Genomic DNA, 21,831 nt, shown 5'->3' with positions numbered 1-21,831 from the left:
GATAATTAAATATCAAAAACCTAAGCCTGAAGATTGGGTGGAGGTACGACACCCAACGAACAACAAGTTACAACGTGTTGGGTCTCGCACCTCAACACCTACCTACTCTAGGACGGCTTTAATACGTGGTGAGCGCCCCATATATCTACATCTTAGCGCATAAGCTCAAGCAAGCGTAGCGTGGGTGCAACACATTGAAACCCATGTATAGAATATCTCTTATGTTGACTATACCCTACCCTGATATTTTAACCAATCGTACAGTAGTAGTATTGTGATGCGGTTTAGCCCCGATTGAAGCAGATATACTTGGTACAGCATGGCGATGAAGGTGCTTAGCCAGCGGCGTTATCGTAGCGCAGGAACGACACTGTCTATTAGCACCTGCCGCCGTGCTAGCCAAGATAGTAGTGAAAAGCGAGAGTTGCTATACATTGTTAAACAAGTCATTTGATAAGTGCATAATAATAAAAACAATATAGGAAATTGTAAATGACACACGATAAGCAGGCTCTAATACGCAAACCTCTATTCTATAAATATAACCACTACGCTAAAAACCTATCATGGCTGCTATTATGTGGTGTATTTGGACTGAGTACCGCTTGTGTGAGCACCCCGCCACCAAAAATTCAGTCTTTGGCAACGGCTACAGAAGTTGGAAATTCATCATCGCAAGTCCCCCATCAAACGCCAACACCGATGCCAGTAGTCGTACCACATCGACAACCAACAAAAGAACAATTAATGACGAGTATCCGAAAACTGTATTCAGAAGAAAACCCTGATATGGCAACAATGCAGATGTTACTGGAGCATTTACAATCACTCTATGGTACAGAGTATGATTTTAATCAAGTTGACAATGAAAGAACTCGTGTTTTTACAGCCATGCAAACCAATGCACTAAGCAATGAGGCAACAGGGCAAGATTTGTATTACTACAGTTTAATTATTCGTGAGCCAAGAGTGCGTGATTTTCTAGATTTGCCGTTAACGCAAGCACAAGCGGATGAGTTAGCACAGACGCTACAAACCAAAGCCGTGGCTATGGGGGATTTATCTGCCCTTACCAAAACAGGCTATGACAATATTGTGAAGGCGATAGGCAAACCTATATTTAGCACCGTAAAGATTGGTCGCTTTTACCGACCTTATTATGAGGTGACTGTCAAAGATTATCAGGCATTGTCGACGGGTTTAACTCAACTTGCAACAGCGTTAAAGTCGCAATGTCTGGTGGATTATCATCCTACTTTAGAATATCCGTTTTATTACCATCATGTCTACGGTGAGTCTGGTGAAATCACGATTAATAGAAATCGACCTATCGGAAGCAGACTTGATGAGTTTTCACGTGCTGAGCTGGACGAGCATCCTGATATTGAAGATTTACTAGATATGATATATCTGCGTACTTATGTATATTGCTATCAGCGTGAATACGTGCTTAATGAACTGTCAAGCTTTTTGACGGGACAAACAGACGGTGTGGCTGCTAGAGACTATTCTATCCCAGATGTTAAAGACAGGGACCCTATGAGACACAGAGTGGTATTGTCTATTATGGCAGAATTACTAGACAAAAAAGAGCTAGTGCCTGTGTTTTCTTATCCACTCAATACAAAAGACCAAATAGAATTTAATGCGCAGCGTGAGCAATTATTGAATAAATATCGACGTTTTTATGCAGACTCTATTCCAGCGGATACGAAGCTTGATTGGTATTGATTGGTGTAAATAGATAAATATTCAATCTATAAGGAAGATAAAAAGGTAAAATTAAATGAAAAACATCGATAATAAAGGCTCTACTCGCAATTTAGTCTCACGCCAGCACCCCTTTTTTTTAATGATTATAAAAGGTCTATTACTGGTCGGTTTAAACACTACTATCAGTCATCAAGCGAGCGCAGAGTCCTGGTATGAAGACAAAGCCACCTATCCCGGCGGTATGCGTTATGAGGATGATATTTATAAGTATTTTACTAAATATTATCGGCAAGTTCATGAGCGCGTGCAAGCAGGTACAGCAACCTCAAAGGAGTTATGGGATTATAATATTCTGCTACGTCAAGACAATGCCAGAGACTTTTTAAATATTAAACTGACCAAAGAGCAAGCCATTGCCAAAGCGGATGACCTACTGACTATAACCTACCAAGACAGATTACCCTCTGCCGTACTACAAATGGCGTATGTGAATATTGAAAAAGGTATTGGTCATCCGCTATATGAGGTAGATACTGAGTCCGTATATAATAGCTACTTCCCGAAGTACTTTAAGGATGCAAAGGTACAAAGCCCCGAGCATCTTAAAAAAGGTTTATCAGATATCATTGAATGGCTAAAAACAACAAAAAAGAATGAGTGCTATGCAGACTACAACCCACTCATGAGATATCCCTATTTTAACAATACGCCAAACACCCATCCCGATATGTACATCATGCATTTAAACAAAGCCATGTGAGCTATGCTGAAGAAACCGTAGAGATAAACTTGGTAAACTAGTGACTCAATGAGGAGTTTACCATGACCAAGAAAATCAGAACTTATAGCGCAGAATTCAAAGCCGAAGCCGTCAAGAAGATAGCACAGAACAACGGAAATATTACAGCGACCGCAAAGCAGCTTGGCATCGCCATGCAAACGCTATCGAACTGGCATCACAAAGCCAATCAAGGCAAACTTGAAGGGACAGAGCAGTACGATCCACAGCTTATGGCTGTGATAGAAGAGAACAAGCGCCTTAAACGACAGCTTAAAGTTGCTGAAGAGGAACGAGAGATCCTAAAAAAGGCCACCGCGTACTTTGCGAAAAACAATTAGTGAAGTACGCCTTTATAAAGACGAATAGACAGATTTTTAGTATCGTCTCTATGTGCCGGGTATTAAAGGTTAAGTGTTCTAGCTACTATGACTGGATAAATCGCGATATCAGTGAGCAGCAGATACATCGTAACCGCTCTGAGCTACTGGTTAGAGCCGCTCATAGTGAAAGTAAAGAACGTTATGGTGCTGAGCGACTGCAGGCAAAGCTGACAGAGCAAGGGTTTGATATTAGCCTATACATGGTTCGACGTATCAAAGAAGAACATAACATCAAATGCCGTCGCCACAAACGCTTTAAAGTCACCACCGACTCACACCATAACAAGTTAGTTTATCCAAACGTGCTGGATCAAAAGTTTGAAGCCAGTCGACCTAATCAATCTTGGGTCAGTGATATGACTTATATCTGGACAAACGAGGGCTGGCTGTACTTGGCTGGTGTTAAAGACTTGTATACCAAAGAGCTTGTCGGCTATGCCATCAATAAACGTATGACTGCGGATCTTGTATGCCGTGCACTCAATATGGCCATTAAGAACAAACGACCCAGCAAAGGGCTAATCGTTCACTCTGATAGAGGTAGCCAGTACTGCAGCCATGCGTATCACAAGATCATCAAGCAGCAGCATTTTATAGGCTCTATGAGTGGCAAAGGTAATTGCTATGACAACGCTCCGATAGAAAGCTTCTGGGGTACATTAAAGAATGAACTGGTATATCACCAAGACTATAAAACAAGATTTGCAGCGATCAGCGATATCATTGGCTATATTGAGCTGTACTACAACCAAACGAGGATTCAAAAGAGTTTAGGCTATAAATCGCCAAGACAGGTGTGGTCTGATTATTGTCGTCAGGCTGCGTAACTAAAATCTCCCAAGTTTAATTGTACGGATTTGACAGCAGGGGTCAACGTTAGTCATGCCTACAGATATAGATAACTATCATGAACAGTTATTTTTATCTGCTTATACGCAATTGTTGGATAGACCAGAGTTTGTTTCTGTATTTACAAGCCGTGTGGCAGATATGGATAGAGCGAGACTTGTTGAAGACACAAAGGCACTGGTGAGTGATTATTATGATGCGTTTGGGGAGTGAAAAAGTATAGTTGTTTAGCTAAGCACATAAAATTGAAGCAACTACCTTGCAAAATATCTGTAAATAATATGTATGAGGGTGGTGTTATCATACAATATCCAAGGAGTGTCTTATGGGTGACACTCTAGAATCTCTAGTTAATAAGACCATTCAATGTACCCATCTATAAAACAGAACAGTCAATCTATATCGAACTCAATAAGTTGCACCGAGTGCGAATCTAAATACTTAGAACATAGCTCTAAAATGGCGGACTTATGTCCTAATTGTGCTTATAAACTATATGGCTATCCTAACTGTATTCACGAATTTGTAGACGGTAACTGTCTAAAATGTGGCTGGAATGGTCAAGAATCTAATTTTATTAAGACGCTATAAACAATATGTATATTACCCAGACATTCAATACTTAAATAGTTAGGTCGTGTGTATCGACGCTCACCTATTTAACAAATATTCCTTAAGATCTTAAAGTAAGTTAACCAAGCCTAAACCGCCTATCAACAACCCTAAATCACTAATCATACGCTTTACTAACTGCAAAACTCTTTTTTTGCAGTCAAGCGCCAGAAACTTCTCAAAGTCATTTCTAATTAAAAACTACAGATGGTACTATGCCAGTGACCATCCAAGATGGCACTGCATTAAAATTATATATAACTAAAAGGACAGCCCATAATGAACTCAAACAAACCAGTAAGCATCGCTCTAATCATAGGCAGCTTACGTAAAGAATCTGTCAATCGTAAATTTGCTGAATATATGGTGTCCCAGATGCCAGAGCATGTGACAGTAACAGAATGTCGTATCGATGATTTACCACATTATAATGAAGATATTGATAACGACACCCCACCCGAAAGCTACACCCGTATTCGTCAACAAGTAGAAAATGCCGATGCGTTATTGATTGTGAGTCCTGAATATAACCGTAGTATTCCAGGTGGCCTTAAAAATGCATTGGATGTGCTTTCACGACCGTTCAAAGCCAGCGCACTGTCGGGTAAGAAAACAGCCTTTGTCACCGCCTCACCCAGCAGTTATGGGGGTAGAAGCTGTGGGTTTGATCTGCGTAAAACGATGCTGCCCTTTGCAGCACCCGTACTGTTGTCCCCAGAGATATATCTAAGCAATGCTTATGATGCGCTTGACGATGATGGCAACTTTACCAGTGAGCGCACCCAGAAATATTTAAATAAGTTTGTAGACGCCTTTGTTGACTTCGCTTCCTAGTAACTTAACGCGCATAATAGTCAATAACTGATGACACAATACGCGGTTAACCAACAATGGTTAACTGCTTTGTACACTATGAACGACACCGACCGCAGTTAGGCGTAGCCCGTAGGATAGCGAAGCACAACCTATCAATCAGTACTCAGTAATTAGCACTTATCTATCAGGACTTATCAATTAGCTCACAGCAATCAGCACATATCACTTACAATCCACTCAAACATAAAAACGTACTATGGTTGGGCGACGTAAGTGCTGTACCACTTCCTATACCTAATTACACTATACCTAGCCACACTACACCAAGTCACACTATACCTAGTCCCATACCTTTTCGAAGCTTGATATACTTACCAATTAACGAGACGATGCTACATGGCTATATGCTACATAGCAACGTGGCTATATACCTACATGATTAAATGGCATCGTGGCTCGTGAACGATAATTCGAGACCCTTTTATGGATATCACCCTGTCCCTAGACATCATCATACTGCTTGCTGTAGTGGCTGGGCTGGCTGGATTTATTGATGCCATTGCAGGTGGTGGTGGTCTATTAACCATACCTGCCTTATTACTCGCAAATATACCCCCTGTACTGGCACTGGGTACCAATAAATTACAAGCGGCCTCGGGGGCATTTGCCGCCTCGATGACCATGATAAGAAAAAAGGTGGTCAATCCACGTGACATCAAGTTGGCTATTATAGGCGCTTTTATTGGCTCTATGATTGGTACAATTGCGGTGCAACTGTCATCCCCGGCACTACTTGAAAAACTTATTCCATTTTTGATAGCCGCTATCGGCATTTATACCCTATTTGCCCCAAACTTAGGGGAAGTAGATGCCGAACCTCGCATCTCAGAGTCTGCATGGCAAAAGGTTGTCGCACCGCTTATTGGCTTTTATGATGGCTATATCGGGCCCGGTACAGGTATGTTCTTTGCACTGGGCAATGTGGCATTACGTGGTCGTCAGATTATTATTGCTACTGGCACTGCTAAAGTACTGAATCTATCGACAAATATTGCCTCACTTATTTTCTTTATTTTAGGCGGTAATGTGCTGTGGAAAGTGGGGCTAGCGATGATGGTTGGACAGACCATTGGGGCATATGCTGGCTCGCATATGGTAGTGAAAGGTGGCAGTAAGCTCATACGTCCTGTCATTGTGTTGGTATGTTTAGCCATGGTCAGTAAATACGTCTATTCCTCTTGGTTTTGAGTTGATTAAGCCTAGCTTGCACAATTGCATTTATCCAGTTAGTCTAGGTAAAGAGCTTTTATAAAGCAATTTGATATATTTAATAGATGATAAATGATTATAAGAAATATTATTAAAGATTTCGTAAACGCATATATAGTCATAATCAACGTTAATGACTCTGATTACTTGCTAAAAACAAAAATCAGTCTTCAAAAAGCTTGGACATCAATTCTCTATATCGTCTTTATATTTGGAACCATTTTATGGACTACTACTTGGTTAGACATTGGCTTTGTCTTAATTGAAGTCATGCTAGAAGCTTTAGCCATCGCGTACATTACAATAAGCGCTATTAAACAAGATAGCTACTATATCAAGCGTAGTGTGGGTGTAAAGTAAACCCACGTATTAAATACGTTCTGTGTGGGTTTGCCACAATACCATAAAATGCACGAGGCTACGGCTAATCAAATATCAACGCCCTTGAAGAAATAGCTAACCCAATACCAAAACTATTTTTATTAAATTGGAAATGTTACTATTGCCAACCTAAGCGGAACCCACTGCCAAGCAGACCCCATGTGCTCACTTCTGCACACAACGCATTCTAATTGACTCTATGATAGTAGCATTGAAGGTGCGGTTTAGCCCTGATAGTAGCGGTTATCCTACTAGGTTGGGCGAGTTGCGGTGTCTAGGTTTTGAGAGAGTGTCGAGGCAACAGCAATCACTCAAACCGTAATCACCGCCTCGCCCAGCCTAGTAGATAATAGCGGATAGCAGGATTAGCTCTAGCAACGTTAACAAAAAAAAGAGCCCTTAGGCTCTTTTTAAGTTTTGCATTGATTCGATTTTTTAAGCTATTTAAGTCGCTACAACAGCGGAGACAGTCCAAATACAGAGGGGAATACAGCAATGAGCATCAACACAAACACCTGAATCCCAATAAAGGGTAGCACCCCTTTATATATTTGTGTTGTCTGAACCTCTGGCGGTGCGACCCCTTTTAGGTAAAATAGCGAGAAGCCAAATGGCGGGGTTAAGAATGACGTTTGTAGGTTCATCGCAATCAAAATTGCAAACCACAATGGGCTAATACCTAAAATCTCTGATACTGGTAATAAAATAGGCACGATAATATAGGCAATTTCGACAAAGTCGATAAAGAAGCCTAAGATAAAAATCGCTAGCATCGTAAAGATGATAAAGCTCCATTTACCATCACCTGGCAAGTTCAACATAAACTGCTCTACCAGCTCCTCTCCGCCTGTATAGTTAAACACCATTGAGAAGGCAGTAGCGCCGATTAAAATAGCAAATACCATTGCCGTGATTTTAACCGATTCTTGTGCCGCTTCTTTCACCATAGAGAATGAGAACTTCCTATATAGCGCACCCAAAACCATAGCACCGACACAACCAACCGCCGAAGATTCGGTCGCTGTTGCCACCCCCGAGAATATAGACCCCAGCACGAGTACAATAAGCGCAAGTGGCGGTACGATATTTTTGATGGCTTCAAAGACTAAGGCTTTTTTGTTGGTAGCGCCAAGCTCACTAGCGGGAATCGCAGGCGCAGCCCCTTTTACAAAAAAGGCTAGAATCAAGATATAAAGAATGTATAAACCCACCAGTAATAATCCAGGCCATACAGCCGCTCTAAATAAGTCGCCAACAGGTACTTGGAACACATCGCCTAAGATAATGAGTACAATAGATGGCGGGATGATTTGACCAAGGGTACCGGACGCACAAATCGTACCGCAAGCAAGCTCTGGGCTGTATTTATGCCTAAGCATAATCGGCAGGGAGATTACCCCCATCGATACGACAGATGCGCCAACAATACCAGTAGAAGCTGCTAACAATGAGCCAACCAGTACGGTTGAGATGGCAAGACCACCCCGAATCTCACCAAACAACTTCGCCATAGACTCTAGTAGCTTTTCGGCGAGACCTGTTTTTTGCAGTATCACGCCCATAAAAATAAACATCGGCACTGCCATTAGGATCGTATTGGTCATGATGGACATGATACGAAACGGCATAAAATCAAACATATCTATGGCAGAGGCAAAACCATCAACAAGGCTAAAGTCAGTCTCTACTAGCCCTGCAATAATCGCAAATAACAATGCTACTGCCGCAAACGTAAACGCCACAGGATAACCCATAAGCAGCATCACGAGTGCGGTAAAAAACATAATAATACCAATCATGACTTCACTCCTTTAGGTCCATTTGCCGCTAACTTGTTATCTTCTGACTTATGGTCTTTCAAGGTATTTATCTGTTTGATCAAAAACCCTATGGCAGAAATAACCAGAAACAAAAAGCTTAATGGAATGAGTGATTTGATTATCCAGCGATGGGTTAAACCGCCGGGGTCACCACTGGCTTCATTTGAGGTGTAAGACTCTATCACATAGTCTATAGAGCCAATGCCTATAATAACGGCGACGGGAATAACAAAAAGCAGTGTACCAACAATATTGATAATCGATTTTTTGGTGATACTCAAGTTGTCATAAAATACATCAACCCTTACATGAGCATCCTGTTGTAGCGTATAGGCCATACCCAGTAAGATGATAATAGAAAATAAGTGCCATTCTAGCTCTTGCAAGCCGATGCTGCCTTGGTTGAAGAAATAGCGCATCACCACGTCATAAAATACGTTTAAAATCATCAACACCAAAACAATTGAGGTTAGATTTCCTATCGCTATACCAAAGGCGTCAAATGCTCTTTCAATTTTTTTAAGCATATATCCTTTATCCTTTTTTCTAATAACTTAGCTTTTAAAAGAAAACAAAAATGCAAATTCGCATTTTTGGTGTTGTCTTGTTTACAGAGTTCTAAGTCAATAAGTCTACTGATTTTCTTTAATGTATTGATAATCTGACAGCTTGCTCCATTCACGAGCTTTTGTTAGATATGCTCTTTGTGAGTCGATCACCTCTTTCGCAAGTGGGCTTTCTTTAGACATATCATCCACTAGACGAGTGTTAATCTTCTTAAGCTCATTAAGTACAGCAGGTGGCATGGCTTTAATTTGAACGTTAGGCGCTTCTTCTTTCATCTTATCTAGATTTACAGCGCTCATGTGGTACGTTCTAACTGACATATCATCTGCGGCAACACGAATAGACGTTTTTAAAATTTCTTGTAAATCTTTAGGCAGCTTCTCAAAAGACTTCTCGTTCACAAAAAAAGCAAGCTCTGCACCAGGCTCATGCCAACCCGTATAGTAGTAAGGTGCAATCTTATGAAAGCCCATCTTGATATCCATAGAAGGTCCAACCCATTCAAGCGCATCAATCGTACCACGGTCTAATGCAGTGTATAACTCACCACCTGGAATAGTAGTTGGCACAGCACCAGTTTCGGCAATCACTTCACCAGCCAAACCAGGTATGCGCATTTTTAAGCCTTTAAAGTCGTCAACCGTGTTGATTTCTTTTTTAAACCAACCGCCCATTTGCACGCCTGTATTACCGCCTGGAAAAGGGATGATATTATGGGGTTTAAATACCTTTTGCATCAGCTCTTGACCACCGCCGTAATAGAACCAACTTTGCTGCTCAGATGAGGTCATACCAAATGGCATAGCCGTGAAGGGCACTGTAGCAATGTCTTTGCCCTTATAGTAGTAAGAAGCGGTATGTCCCATGTCGTATTGACCAGACTTGACTAAATCTAGAATACCTAAGGGAGATTTGTGCTTGTTAGAGGGGTCTACCTGGATTTGTAAGCGACCATTAGACATCTCTTCAGCCATTTTTGCCATATTTTCTGAGGCTTCGATAAATGGTGTAAGGGTTGGTCCCCATGTCGCCGCTAATTTTAGCTTATATACTTTGTCAGGCTCAGCAGAATTGGCACTGGCAGTTTCTGTATTTTCTGAATTTGAGCCGCATGCGGTCATTAATAGCGCGGTTGTAAGAATCACTGTTATTTTGTTTAACAAGTTACTACTCCTTTTTGATAAATCTCCTTGAAATCTTTATTACAACAAAGTTACAAATGCGAAAATTTGTAACAAAGATTTACTCCTTAATCAAGTATATACAACTTTAATCTAATTCAAAACTAGTATTTAAGAAAATCTTTTAAATAATTATTTAATCGATAAAATTAGTCACTTAACTTATAAATCGCTTATATGATATCTGTTCTCAATTGACGTATTGGTACAAATGGTTTGTTTTTAAAATACTGTCGGTTAAACTGAGAGGACTCAATATTTAATAACCTATATTTAATAACCTATTTAATAATACATATTATCTATCAGCGTTTAATTGTGTACCTATTTTCATAACAACAATATTCATAACAACAATTTGGACACAACAGTTAGATAAAGTATTTAGAAAAACGGTGCTTTGAGGTACACTAGTCTATTTAGAATAACGATGTAGATGCCTACAAAATATTAAAAACTCATTTAAGTGCTGTTGTGCCAATATAACGAGAATTTGATCCTAAAAACTTCATGCATGACCAGACCTTATCTGTTAAAACTTATAACTTTATTATTAATGCTATAGGGGATTAAGATGTTGATCCCATACCGTTTTATGTGTACTTATTATTCCATTTCTAGTTTTTAGCAAACCCTAAATATCAAAGGTTAAAAAGGTAAACCCATGACGTACTCAATCTTTTGCCAAACTAAAAATGATGCGCTTAAAGAACCAATGTTTTTTGGTCAACCTGTTAACGTAGCGCGTTATGATCAGCAAAAACATCCTATCTTTGAGCAGCTCATCGAAAAGCAGTTGTCGTTCTTTTGGCGTCCTGAAGAAGTTGATGTTTCAAAAGACCGTATCGATTATGGTAATTTATCCACTCATGAACAGCATATTTTTATCAGTAATTTAAAGTACCAAACCCTGCTCGATTCTATTCAAGGCCGTAGCCCAAACGTGGTGCTATTACCGCTTGTTTCAATTCCTGAGCTTGAAACATGGATCGAAACGTGGTCATTCTCTGAGACCATCCATTCACGTAGTTATACGCACATTATCCGTAATATTGTGAATGACCCAGGTGTGGTGTTCGACGACATTTTAGAAAATGAACACATTCTCAACCGTGCTACTGATATCGCTAAATATTATGATGAGTTGTATCAGTTATCACAGGTTTATAGCTTATTTGGTGCAGGCACGCATACGTTAAATGATGAACAAATCACGGTAGACTTACGCTTACTCAAAAAGAAATTGTATCTGTGTTTGGTTGCAGTCAATGTGCTTGAAGCCATTCGCTTTTATGTATCATTTGCCTGTTCGTTCGCCTTTGCCGAACGCAAACTGATGGAAGGTAATGCCAAAATTATCAAATTGATTGCGCGTGATGAAGCCCTACACTTAACCAGTACACAGCATATGCTAAATATTATGGCTTCGGGTAAAGATGATCCTGAAATGGCAGAAATCGCTCAAGAGTGCCATGAAGAAAGCATTGAGATATTCCGTAAAGCTGCTGAGCAAGAAAAAGATTGGGCAAGTTACTTATTTAAAGATGGGTCTATGATTGGTCTTAATAATGATATCTTATGCCAATATGTTGAATATATCACCAACCTACGTATGCAATCTGTCGGGCTACCTTCCATCTTCCCTAACTCTAAGACCAACCCTATCCCATGGATTAATACCTGGTTATCGTCTGATAATGTGCAGGTTGCACCACAAGAAACAGAGATTAGCTCTTATCTGGTTGGTCAAATTGATTCAGACCTCTCTGACAGTGATTTTGATGATTTTGAACTATAGATTCTTTGAGCTATAGACGCTTCGAACTACTTGATGTTTTTTGTGGTAGGGAATTTTAAACGGAATAAAATTTTCAAAAGATCGGATATTTTAAACAAGGGATACCTATCTTTTTTATACGATACGATACAAGTCCTATAGCATGATAATGTTAATCATTTAGACATTCATAACTATATGATTTAGAGGTTGGCTTCATTTCATGGTCTAAATTTCATGGTCTAAATTTCATGGTCTAAGATTATTTCTGCTTAGGCTATTTATCTATACTTGTTTCTCTTGTATCAATTCATCATTAGGTTTTTTTAATTATATGACTTGGGTCTTCACCTCCAAAACTCGCTTTTATTTGCATGATGACGAATCTTTATTAGATGGATTATTGCGCACTGGGCACGATGTGAATTTCCAATGCCGTGAGGGGTATTGTGGTAGTTGCCGAGTGATGATGACGGCTTCTTCACATGAAGTAACCTATGATGAGCCCCCTCTAGCCATGCTTGAAAACAATGAGATACTCACTTGTTGTTGTAATGTCAAAGGAATGATTCATCTTAAAGAAATCACTTAAATGTCTTATCTAAAACGCTTATAGTCATCTCTTTTTTTAAGTAGCTTAAGGTACAGTGTTCTAAACTTTGACTACTCGCATATATAAATAAAAAGCCCGCTAAATAGTGGGCTTAATTATACTTAGAGTAAAAGACATATTTGACAATAAATAAAGGACTTAAAACATATAACAATTAGGCTTTGCAATAATTTAATGTATCAAATACTAATTAGGTACGTGACCATTTTCAAATAATTCAATAAGCTCTTCACGCAATTGAGCTCGCTGCTCATCGGTCAAGTCCTCACCCATATTGGGGTCATCACCCATCAATTCAGGATCATCGTGAAACCTTGGATCTATAGGCACTTGTTGATTTGGCAGCTGCTGTAGATTACTTTGGCTGGGTCGTTCAGTCAACGTGATATCAATGTTCATATTCTCTGAATTACGTAATACCTGAGTAGACAACACAGTATTTGGCTGTTTGCGTGCCACGTATTGAATTAATCTATTGGCATCAGTCATCTCTACACCATCGATGGACAAGATAATATCACCAACCTCTAAACCACTCTTAGAAGCAGGACTGCCTGGAATAATCTTTTTAACCTCAACACCAGTTGAATTATCAAGCTCAGTTGGACTACGTAGCTGCGATAAGACTTCGATACCCAACCATCCACGGCTTACCTTACCATCTTTAATGATGGCATTCATAACCTGCTCTACAAGTGCGGTAGGTATGGCAAATCCAATACCCATTGAGCCGCCAGATCGTGAGAATATAGCGGTATTAATACCTACAAGCTCACCGCGGGCATCAACTAATGCCCCGCCTGAGTTACCCGGGTTAATAGCAGCGTCTGTTTGAATAAAGTCTTCAAAGGTGTTGATACCTAGCCCCGTTCGTCCTGTCGCAGAAATAATACCCTGCGTGACCGTTTGACCCACACCAAACGGATTACCAATAGCCAGTGCCACATCACCTACCTTGATAGGATCTTCTCTAAACACTAAGGGTTCAAGATTATTAATATTGACCTTAATAACAGCCAGATCACTATCAGGGTCTGAACCAATAACTTCAGCCACACCTTTTCGCCCATCGTTTAACGCCACCACAATTTCATCAGCTTTAGCAATTACATGCGCGTTAGTAACGATGAAACCATCAGCAGACACGATAACACCAGAGCCCAAGTTCGTTTCAGCACCTGATTGTGGCAACTGACCATGAAACTCATAAAAACGTCTCAATATAGGATCATTCATATAAGGGTTTTGAGTCACCGTTTGGGTCGTATATATGTTTACAACAGATTGTGACGCTTGAGCTACCGCATCATGGTAAGAGCTTATAGGTTCAGGTCTATCAAAATCTCGATTTGAATCTAAAGGGATAGATGTAGTTTCGCTACGAGGAGGTTGCCAGGTATTCTGCTGGTTGGCTCTTTGCTCAACATAAATTAGAACTAAAGCCGCTATTACAGAAGCCAATAGGAGCCAAGGTAGCAATTTCCATATGACACTGTTTTTTGACGATTTGGACATGACACTCCTCAATGTAAATAATAGGCAATTAAAAATATATAGTTATAAGATCAGTTACAGTATCAAGACTAGGGTCTGTTGAACATTCAAATATAAGGACTGCTGATAGCTACCAATTAATCGAAGCTGTGTTCCAAACTAGGCATAAACCGACGATAATGCCCGAAGCGTATTGGACCTTAGCTAGGTTTATAACAACGTTTGGGGCAATTTTAGCATCAGCCTCACTCGAGCACAGCTCTCGCCTTGCGAACGGGCAAAGCAGTGCTTTGCTTAATCCGTTCTCAGGGGCGGGTCTATTTTTTGTCAATATATTGTGACTTTCAATAATTAGGGGTTCTAACTTAGAATAACTAAGTGTCTAAAATTTCCCTGCATATTGCCTAAAAAATAACCGCCGCCAGTTCCATATTTGAATGTTCAACAGACCCTAAATAAAAGAAAAGTTTCTGATTTTTCTAATATTTAGGTGAAACTCAATAAATTCAAGACAATAATTTAATTTTATAAAGCATCATTAGTTCAAGCTCTATTGAATAGCCTTAATCTAATACCCCACTCTTAACTTATTAAAATCTAATGTAGACTGGTGTTCTTAGCCCAGCAAAATGTATCTTTTATCCAAATGTGTTGGGCTAAAGCCACAGCCTACGCAAACAGTTGATAATGAGGTATCAAATAGCTTTGTTTAAGTAGCTTTGTTTAAGTAGCTGTATTTAAGTAGCTGTATTTAAGTAGCTGTATTTAAGTAGTTTTATTTAAGTAGTTTTATTTAAGTAGGACTATTTATATGACCTGACGTATATGACCTAAGATAATTAGCCGCGCAATTTTAATAGCCATGTTTTCATAACCATAATATTAATATGGATAGTTTACCACTACTTAAAGCCTTGCACGTCACACCTGAAGCCATAATTTAAATTATCTTGTTAAAATAATGTTACTAAATCGCATAAGCTCTCCAATTAAACTCAGACTCAGTAGTATGATATAACGGTATTTATTAGATAACAGTTAAAATAACGTATAAAAATATAAAACTATGAGGTTATTTATGAGTCGTAACGAATTAACGCCTATCGAGCTTGAATCATGGTGTGACGACTATTTGAATGCAAAAGCATTTAAAGACTATTCTCCTAATGGATTACAACTAGATGCAGGAAAGCCGATTAAGAAGATTATAACAGGGGTTAGCGCCACTCAAAACTTAATTGATGCCGCCATAGAGCACAATGCTGACGCGATATTAGTGCATCATGGATATTTTTGGAAAGGAGAACCTCAAGTATTGACGGGCATGAAGGGCAAACGTGTCAGTAGCTTATTTAAAAACAACATATCGTTATTGGCATACCATCTGCCCTTGGATGCGCATCCCAAAGTTGGAAATAATGCAATGTTGGCAAATCAATTGGGTCTGACCTTGACTGGAGGGCTGTATCCTGAAGAAAAATATCCTGTTGGAAATATAGCAGTCTGCGAACGCACACCTGTCGCTGATTTTATAAGTAATGTCCAAGTAGTCTTGAAGCGTACTCCACTGCATATTAAGGCTGGTAATGAATATATCAGTAAAGTAGGTATTTGCACAGGCGGAGCACAAGATATGATTGAGCAAGCGGCTTCGATGGGGTGTCATTTATACATATCTGGTGAGATATCAGAGCGTACTACGCACAGCGCTCGAGAGCTGGGTATAGACTACCTATCCTGTGGGCATCATGCTACTGAGATTGGTGGTATAAAGGCGTTAGGTGAATTAATTGCTCAAACACACGGACTTGACGTTGTTTTTGTAAATGATGAAAACCCAGCATAGTACACGAAACTGGGGAGTTTACATTATTCGTTATTAATTTAGTATAATGCTGCGAATTGGGTGTGAATGTAACCAAATATTAATAATTAAACGCTTTATTACTATTGAAATTTGGCATAAAACACCCCATATTTATATTCATAGCAAAATTTCTGCCGAACTACTATCAGGTTTATTTTGCTTTGCAATGAACTGCCAATTTTAACAAATCATCGCATGTGCGGGGTTTGATAGATATAACTTGAGCGATTATAAACGTTTTTAATTTTAGTCCTTTAATTTAATGTCATTTTCTATAATTACATTAAAACTTAAGTAAAAATCAAAACGTTGGTTGTCATCTTATATCACATCAATCCGAATTTTATCTGTTCAACTAACTTTCAGATAAACTATAAAGACTTAACAATGCATTGTCTTAAGACTAAATGACTGTCTTTTAACTTAATTATTATCTTATTATATGGCTATGTTGTTAAATCTTTTACCCGTCTGCTAGTAACACTTTAAATTCGTTTCAAATGTTAGAACGAAAAGTTATTTCTATTTCTATAAATTTTTCGTTCTATTAAAAATGTCATTAATCATTTGCATTTTGAAAACTGCTTAATAAGTAAGTTTTTAATTTTTATGCTTTCATTAATGTTGATTACGTTTGCAATGAACTGATTTATATAACGCGCTTTAGAATCTTGTATTCCTTTGAGCCCTTTAGGTTATAGCGTTTTAAGTGTTGCTCATATCTTGGCTTAGGAGACCTTAACGTAATGGTGCGTTGATCTCTACACGGTATGGATGGTTGGATAGAGGAGACATCGATGCAACGCATAACCTATTGGTCAAAACGCAAGAATAATGAGACATCAAAAACAACAAAAAAACCTATTAGACTTACTAGTAAGTTTAAAAACCTTCACCGTCTCTCAAAAATCAAACGCCTTAATTTGAATCAGATTCCAGCGAATAAAAGATTCGCTAAGACTAAGATGGTGGCACAAGTTTCAAGTATAGCGCTACTATCTCTACCCGCAAAAAGTATTACTACGTCCGTATTTAGCGGTGATGCCCTTGCTTATGATGGTGTTGTCACAAGTAAAGTACTTACGATCGCCTCTGTTAAAGGGGATAGCACCTATTTTTCTACCGATGGATTCCAGCACGGTTTTGGTTATGACATTGCTCGTGCTTATGCACATGAATTGGGTGCCAACGTTGAAGTTAAAGATTATCCTACTAATGAAGATGCACTAAGAGCTGTCAATGAAGGTCTTGCTGATATGGCATTGACGACAGCCAGTACACGGCAAACAGTTAATTCAGGACTGACTTCTATTAACATCAGTTGTGGGTTTGATCAAACTCTATCATTAAATAGTCTACATCCAAAAACTAATTGGAGCTTTCGTAATAAAGAAGATCCTTTAGCGGTTCAAGCCAGTCATTTTTTATGTTCAAGTGAACAAAAAGTTAATACTGCCAAGATTGCAGATTTTTATGATCAGAATCTTTTGAAAGATGATTATAATCGTGAGCATTTTGAAAAAACATTGAGTACAAACTTACCAAGCTACAAATCGTCTTTTAAGCAGCAAGCAAGCAACTACAACCATGATTGGGAGTTGTTGGTAGCAATGGGATATCAAGAATCTCATCTAGACGCTAATGCAGTATCGCCTACGGGAGTTAGAGGCTTGATGATGCTTACTAATAATACTGCAAAAGAGATGGGCGTATCTGACCGAGTTGACCCCTATCAAAGCATTGGTGGCGGCGCTCGTTATTTAGAACAGATGAAGTCGACTTTTGAGGATGTGCCTAATCCAGATAGATTATGGTTCGCGCTCGCATCTTATAACATGGGTCCTAATGCCGTTAAGAAGATTCAACGCAACGTTGAAGCTGCTGGTGAGAACCCAAATAGCTGGTCTAATGTATTTGCATATATGTCAGATAATGCCTCAATGAATTCACGCTATGTACAGTGTATGCATTACGTGACCAATATTCGCAGCTATTTAGAATCAATGAAAACCAGTACGACTTAATCTGTATTTAAAATGCATTCACCTTTAATCTTAAAAAAATGTATTTAATTAAAAATAGTTTAAGTTAAAATAGTTTAATTAAAAAAAAGAGAGTTCATATAATTATGAACTCTCTTTTTCACGTTTTATAGATTCTTATAAACCTAGTAAAATCTCAGTTATCAAAATGTTGCTAAAATTTGACCCAATAATAACGCTGCATCAAATTTATTAAGTAACAATATTAAGTAACACTTATTAAGTAACGCTTATGAAGTAACGTTTATTTAACAGGAACTTTAAGCGTTTGACCCCGTTGTAACATGGCACTGCTACTGATGTCATTGAGTTTAGCGAGCTCAGCTGTACTTATTCCATATTTTCTCGCCAAACCTATCAAACTATCCCCCGATTTAACCTTATAAGAAGTGGTCGTCGCGGGAATATTTAATTTCTGTCCTATTTGAAGCTCAGCGTTGGTTTTCAAATTATTCGCACTCGCCAGCTGTTGCACGCTTAAGCCATGTTTATTAGCCAATCGTATTAAAGAATCACCAGATTTAACAGTATAATTTCCTGACCCACTGCTCACCGCACTGCTTTGCTGAGTTGATGGGCGATCGCTTGTATTAGCGTTATTGGTACTTGAAGTGTTACTTGGTACCTTTAGACGTTGTCCAATTTGTAGACCAGTGGTAGTACTTAATTTATTTGCACTGGCCAAGTTCGATACTGATACACCATATTTGTTAGCCAGTCCAATTAAAGTGTCGCCTGATTGTACTTTATAGTTCCCTGTATAGCTCACATTTGAATTTGATGTATTAGGACGACTTGACGACTCATCCCCACTTGGCACCTTCAGTGTTTGACCTATTTGTAAGTTTGCACTACTGCTAATATTATTAGCTACAGCTAATTGAGAAACAGAAACACCAAACTTCGATGCCAAACCTATAAGCGTATCACCAGATCTAACTTTATATGAGCTAGGCGTTGCTATTGAGGCTGAAGAACCAGTTGAGCTTGCAGAACTTGAACTGGTAGTATTTTGACCACGCTGTGTGCTGCCGTTTCTAGCAGGAATAGTCAGTTTGGCACCTCTTAACAACTGAGATGTGGTTGATAAGCCATTTGCTGCTGAAAGATCACTCAACGATACGTTAAATTTGTTTGCAAGCGCAATTAAAGTATCGCCAGACTTAACGGTGTAACTTATTTCTTTATCCTCTAAAGCGCGATTGACTTGATCTTGGCTTGAAGGAAGTTTAATACGTTGGCCACGTTGAAGCTGTTTATTATTCGAAAAACCGTTAATTTGTGCTATTAGCGTATGAGACACCCCAAGCTTATTTGCGATACCTATTAAAGTTTCGCCAGACTTAACTTGATACGTTGTGGTTTGTCCACTATAGGCAGATGCCGCATTATTAGATGACGAATTATCAGCTGTTCGAGATTGGTTACGAGCTGCAGGTACAACTAAGCGCTGTCCTACTAAAAGCTGTTCAGTAGGACTTAAATCATTCATAGCGGCCAGTACGGATACAGTGACGTCGTAACGATTAGCCAACCCAATTAGACTTTCACCTCGCTTAACAGTGTATCGCTCAGTCTGTCCTTTGTATGCTGGGGTGTTTTGAGAATCACTCGTATCGCTAGATTTAACTTTACCAGGTATAAGCCATAATTTTTGACCAGCACGAAGTTGCGCGTTTGTAGATAAATTATTATATTTCGCCAGTCTTGAAACACTTAACCCTACTCGATTGGCGGTACCAATCAACGTGTCACCAGGACGCACTGTATAAGTATTTGGCTGAGCAGTTGGTTCAGATACAGTAGAGTTAGAATTAGTAGTGGATGAGCTTAATGGCTCAATTGAATTGGCACCATAAAGGTACAGTTTGGTACCAGTAAGCAGCGTTGAATTAGGGTTAATCTGATTCCAATCGGCTATATCGCGCCAATTCAAGCCCGCACGAGCCGCAATATTACCTAATGTGTCGCCGCGCTGAACCGTATAAACCGTACGCTGTCCACTTGGCTTAGGTGGTGCCGTCTGTTGTTGGTTCTGCGTCGTATCAAACTTAAGCTTCTTACCTTCTCCGCGTGCTTCTAAGATAGATTGCTGAGTTTGAATAGCTTCAAGTTTAATATTACCATCAACGGGACTTACCACTTCACCCACATTTGGAGACTGCTGACGAATTTGTTGGGATATAAATTGCTTCTCTTCTGCCGTTAATTGCGGTTCTTGAATGATCGTATCGTTTTTAGTTAACGTTGCAGAAGTAGTGGGAAGCGTATTTGTTTTAGCCAATTCAGCTTCAACTCTTTGTTTTTCAGCCGCGCTTATAGGAGGCTCTGAGGGCGTTAAAGCGGTTGTTATTGGTACAATATATTGAGCGTTTTGAACTGGCGCGCGTGCTGTACTAGCAAACTCTGCCAATCCATCTGAAGAGGTTACCATACTCTCATATTGTTCATCAGGTATGCTATATGGATTGCTAGCATTGTAAATACCACTACCACTTAAGTTACTAATTTTTGAGTCTACAAGTATATTAACTTGGTTAGGTATAATAACCCGGTTAGGTCCTGCAATGTCCACTCGCCCGTTAGTTAATGACGGGTTTAAAGCCTTTAGTTCGTCATAGCTTACGCCTGTCAGTCCAGATATTTCGTTCAAACTAACGCCGTAATTAACTGGTACACTTCTAAAATGCCGACGATTAGCAATAGCTGGTAGATAGATGTTGTACTGATCTGTGTCTTTAACTATTTGAGCTACCGCCATAAATCTGGGTACATAGTGCATGGTCTCTGTCGGTAGAGACAACGACCAAAAATCAGTCGGCAAGCCTCTTGAACGGTTATAATCAATGGCTTTTTGAACACGGCCAGGGCCTGCATTATAAGAGGCTAAAGCCAGCTCCCAACTTCCAAACTGATTATGTAATGAGGTCAAGAAATCATAAGCGGCACGTGTTGATTCAATAACATCCCGTCGACCATCATAGGATGGCGTTTGCGTAAGACCGTATATACGGCCAGTACTTGGAATGAACTGCCACAATCCTGCTGCTGCTGCATTACTGGTACCTGTTGGATCATACGAGCTTTCAATGACAGGTAGTAGAGCCAGTTCAGTAGGAATATTACGGCGCTCTGCTTCACGTACGGTGTGGTACAAATAGCGGCTAGCACGGGCAGTGAGTCGATTGATATACTCTTGGCGGGTAATAAACCAATTCTTTTGAGCATCTATTCGCTGCTGCTGGGTGTAACCATATTGACCTTGATTCATACGAAATCCAGCTCGCATACGGTCCCACAAATTACCATATTGCTGAATAGCTAACTTATCATCTTCCACCATTTTCATATCAGTGGCTTCTAAAAGGTTTTCAAGTTCGTCCAAACTATCATCATCCAACAACGCATTACTGTAACCACTGCCCGCTGGTACACTTGAAACGGCTGGATTTTGAGCGACAGGCACGGTATTTACGCCAGTTGTGCTTGTACTAGTACAACCAACAATTAATAGTGAACTAATGGCTATTGCTAATGGTAATTTGCAAAATTGAAGCGTATGTTGTCTAAAGTTCATGATAAAAATGACCCAATATATTCAGTTGCTTAGTGGTTAATATGGCGAAGGTAATGTAAATTTAAATCTGTTTAAGATACCCAAGAATCACT

General features: G+C 39.4%; 17 protein-coding genes. 12 read left to right on the top strand and 5 right to left on the bottom strand.

Annotation, left to right across the window (positions count from 1 at the left end):
* Positions 1 to 319: 319 nt before the first annotated feature.
* From AC21OH_RS03350 to AC21OH_RS03315, 8 genes are all read left to right on the top strand, one after another.
* A complete protein-coding gene (locus tag AC21OH_RS03350; RefSeq protein WP_487370973.1) occupies positions 320 to 454 on the top strand; it encodes a hypothetical protein in 135 nt (44 codons plus the stop codon).
* Positions 455 to 492: 38 nt separating this feature from the next.
* Positions 493 to 1,731, top strand: coding sequence for a hypothetical protein (locus AC21OH_RS03345; protein ID WP_487370972.1), 1,239 nt, complete (start codon positions 493 to 495; stop codon positions 1,729 to 1,731).
* Positions 1,732 to 1,786: 55 nt separating this feature from the next.
* Positions 1,787 to 2,473 carry a hypothetical protein gene (locus tag AC21OH_RS03340; RefSeq protein WP_487370971.1) on the top strand — a complete coding sequence of 229 codons (687 nt, stop codon included), beginning with the start codon at positions 1,787 to 1,789 and terminating at the stop codon, positions 2,471 to 2,473.
* A gap of 62 nt (positions 2,474 to 2,535) precedes the next feature.
* Positions 2,536 to 3,701, top strand: a protein-coding gene (locus tag AC21OH_RS03335; protein ID WP_491140049.1) for an IS3 family transposase whose coding sequence is annotated in 2 segments (ribosomal slippage) — positions 2,536 to 2,794 and positions 2,794 to 3,701 — 1,167 coding nt in all. Because the reading frame shifts where the segments join, the coding sequence is not laid out codon by codon here.
* A 55-nt stretch (positions 3,702 to 3,756) separates the two neighbouring features.
* The gene (locus tag AC21OH_RS03330) at positions 3,757 to 3,936 is read left to right on the top strand and encodes a hypothetical protein (RefSeq protein WP_487371096.1); all 180 of its coding nucleotides are present in this window, start codon (positions 3,757 to 3,759) and stop codon (positions 3,934 to 3,936) included.
* A gap of 678 nt (positions 3,937 to 4,614) precedes the next feature.
* Entirely contained in the window at positions 4,615 to 5,169 is a 555-nt protein-coding gene (locus tag AC21OH_RS03325) for an NADPH-dependent FMN reductase (RefSeq protein ID WP_487371095.1), read from the top strand.
* Between the two features lie 465 nt (positions 5,170 to 5,634).
* On the top strand, positions 5,635 to 6,399 hold the full coding sequence (locus AC21OH_RS03320) for a TSUP family transporter (RefSeq protein ID WP_487371094.1): 765 nt from the start codon (positions 5,635 to 5,637) through the stop codon (positions 6,397 to 6,399).
* A gap of 168 nt (positions 6,400 to 6,567) precedes the next feature.
* A complete protein-coding gene (locus tag AC21OH_RS03315; protein WP_487371093.1) occupies positions 6,568 to 6,780 on the top strand; it encodes a hypothetical protein in 213 nt (70 codons plus the stop codon).
* 473 nt (positions 6,781 to 7,253) lie between these two features.
* Here the strand turns inward: AC21OH_RS03315 and AC21OH_RS03310 are convergent, their stop codons facing one another.
* The 3 genes from AC21OH_RS03310 to AC21OH_RS03300 all read right to left on the bottom strand — a co-directional run bounded on the left by AC21OH_RS03310 (position 7,254) and on the right by AC21OH_RS03300 (position 10,351).
* The gene (locus AC21OH_RS03310) at positions 7,254 to 8,600 is read right to left on the bottom strand and encodes a TRAP transporter large permease (protein WP_487371092.1); all 1,347 of its coding nucleotides are present in this window, start codon (positions 8,598 to 8,600) and stop codon (positions 7,254 to 7,256) included.
* Positions 8,597 to 9,148, bottom strand: coding sequence for a TRAP transporter small permease subunit (locus AC21OH_RS03305; protein WP_487371091.1), 552 nt, complete (start codon positions 9,146 to 9,148; stop codon positions 8,597 to 8,599). Before AC21OH_RS03305 ends, AC21OH_RS03310 begins: the two co-directional genes overlap by 4 nt.
* 105 nt (positions 9,149 to 9,253) lie before the next feature.
* A complete protein-coding gene (locus AC21OH_RS03300) occupies positions 9,254 to 10,351 on the bottom strand; it encodes a TRAP transporter substrate-binding protein (RefSeq protein ID WP_487371090.1) in 1,098 nt (365 codons plus the stop codon).
* A 682-nt stretch (positions 10,352 to 11,033) separates the two neighbouring features.
* Here AC21OH_RS03300 and nrdB point away from each other — a divergent pair.
* On the top strand, positions 11,034 to 12,167 hold the full coding sequence (nrdB, locus tag AC21OH_RS03295; RefSeq protein WP_486535295.1) for a class Ia ribonucleoside-diphosphate reductase subunit beta: 1,134 nt from the start codon (positions 11,034 to 11,036) through the stop codon (positions 12,165 to 12,167).
* Between the two features lie 313 nt (positions 12,168 to 12,480).
* Entirely contained in the window at positions 12,481 to 12,738 is a 258-nt protein-coding gene (gene yfaE, locus AC21OH_RS03290; protein ID WP_487371089.1) for a class I ribonucleotide reductase maintenance protein YfaE, read from the top strand.
* Between the two features lie 207 nt (positions 12,739 to 12,945).
* Here the strand turns inward: yfaE and AC21OH_RS03285 are convergent, their stop codons facing one another.
* Positions 12,946 to 14,274 carry a S1C family serine protease gene (locus AC21OH_RS03285; RefSeq protein ID WP_486535297.1) on the bottom strand — a complete coding sequence of 443 codons (1,329 nt, stop codon included), beginning with the start codon at positions 14,272 to 14,274 and terminating at the stop codon, positions 12,946 to 12,948.
* A 1,057-nt stretch (positions 14,275 to 15,331) separates the two neighbouring features.
* Here AC21OH_RS03285 and AC21OH_RS03280 point away from each other — a divergent pair.
* A complete protein-coding gene (locus AC21OH_RS03280; protein WP_487371088.1) occupies positions 15,332 to 16,099 on the top strand; it encodes a Nif3-like dinuclear metal center hexameric protein in 768 nt (255 codons plus the stop codon).
* Between the two features lie 818 nt (positions 16,100 to 16,917).
* A complete protein-coding gene (locus AC21OH_RS03275; RefSeq protein ID WP_487371087.1) occupies positions 16,918 to 18,144 on the top strand; it encodes an MltF family protein in 1,227 nt (408 codons plus the stop codon).
* Between the two features lie 262 nt (positions 18,145 to 18,406).
* On the opposite strand, the gene AC21OH_RS03270 is transcribed toward AC21OH_RS03275, so the two are convergent.
* Entirely contained in the window at positions 18,407 to 21,739 is a 3,333-nt protein-coding gene (locus tag AC21OH_RS03270; protein WP_487371086.1) for a lytic transglycosylase, read from the bottom strand.
* Positions 21,740 to 21,831: the final 92 nt, after the last annotated feature.

Source organism: Psychrobacter sp. CX10 (assembly GCF_057621575.2).
Note: the sequence above shows the minus strand (reverse complement) of the source record. Positions and strands in the feature narration are given on the sequence as shown.

Coding starts and splice junctions, on each gene's coding strand:
- AC21OH_RS03325 (WP_487371095.1), top strand. CDS start 4,615: ATGAACTCAAACAAACCAGTAAGCATCGCTCTAATCATAGGCAGCTTA.
- AC21OH_RS03305 (WP_487371091.1), bottom strand. CDS start 9,148: ATGCTTAAAAAAATTGAAAGAGCATTTGACGCCTTTGGTATAGCGATA.
- AC21OH_RS03275 (WP_487371087.1), top strand. CDS start 16,918: ATGCAACGCATAACCTATTGGTCAAAACGCAAGAATAATGAGACATCA.
- AC21OH_RS03320 (WP_487371094.1), top strand. CDS start 5,635: ATGGATATCACCCTGTCCCTAGACATCATCATACTGCTTGCTGTAGTG.
- AC21OH_RS03340 (WP_487370971.1), top strand. CDS start 1,787: ATGAAAAACATCGATAATAAAGGCTCTACTCGCAATTTAGTCTCACGC.
- AC21OH_RS03285 (WP_486535297.1), bottom strand. CDS start 14,274: ATGTCCAAATCGTCAAAAAACAGTGTCATATGGAAATTGCTACCTTGG.
- AC21OH_RS03345 (WP_487370972.1), top strand. CDS start 493: ATGACACACGATAAGCAGGCTCTAATACGCAAACCTCTATTCTATAAA.
- AC21OH_RS03350 (WP_487370973.1), top strand. CDS start 320: ATGGCGATGAAGGTGCTTAGCCAGCGGCGTTATCGTAGCGCAGGAACG.
- AC21OH_RS03280 (WP_487371088.1), top strand. CDS start 15,332: ATGAGTCGTAACGAATTAACGCCTATCGAGCTTGAATCATGGTGTGAC.
- AC21OH_RS03330 (WP_487371096.1), top strand. CDS start 3,757: ATGCCTACAGATATAGATAACTATCATGAACAGTTATTTTTATCTGCT.
- AC21OH_RS03310 (WP_487371092.1), bottom strand. CDS start 8,600: ATGATTGGTATTATTATGTTTTTTACCGCACTCGTGATGCTGCTTATG.
- AC21OH_RS03270 (WP_487371086.1), bottom strand. CDS start 21,739: ATGAACTTTAGACAACATACGCTTCAATTTTGCAAATTACCATTAGCA.
- nrdB (WP_486535295.1), top strand. CDS start 11,034: ATGACGTACTCAATCTTTTGCCAAACTAAAAATGATGCGCTTAAAGAA.
- yfaE (WP_487371089.1), top strand. CDS start 12,481: ATGACTTGGGTCTTCACCTCCAAAACTCGCTTTTATTTGCATGATGAC.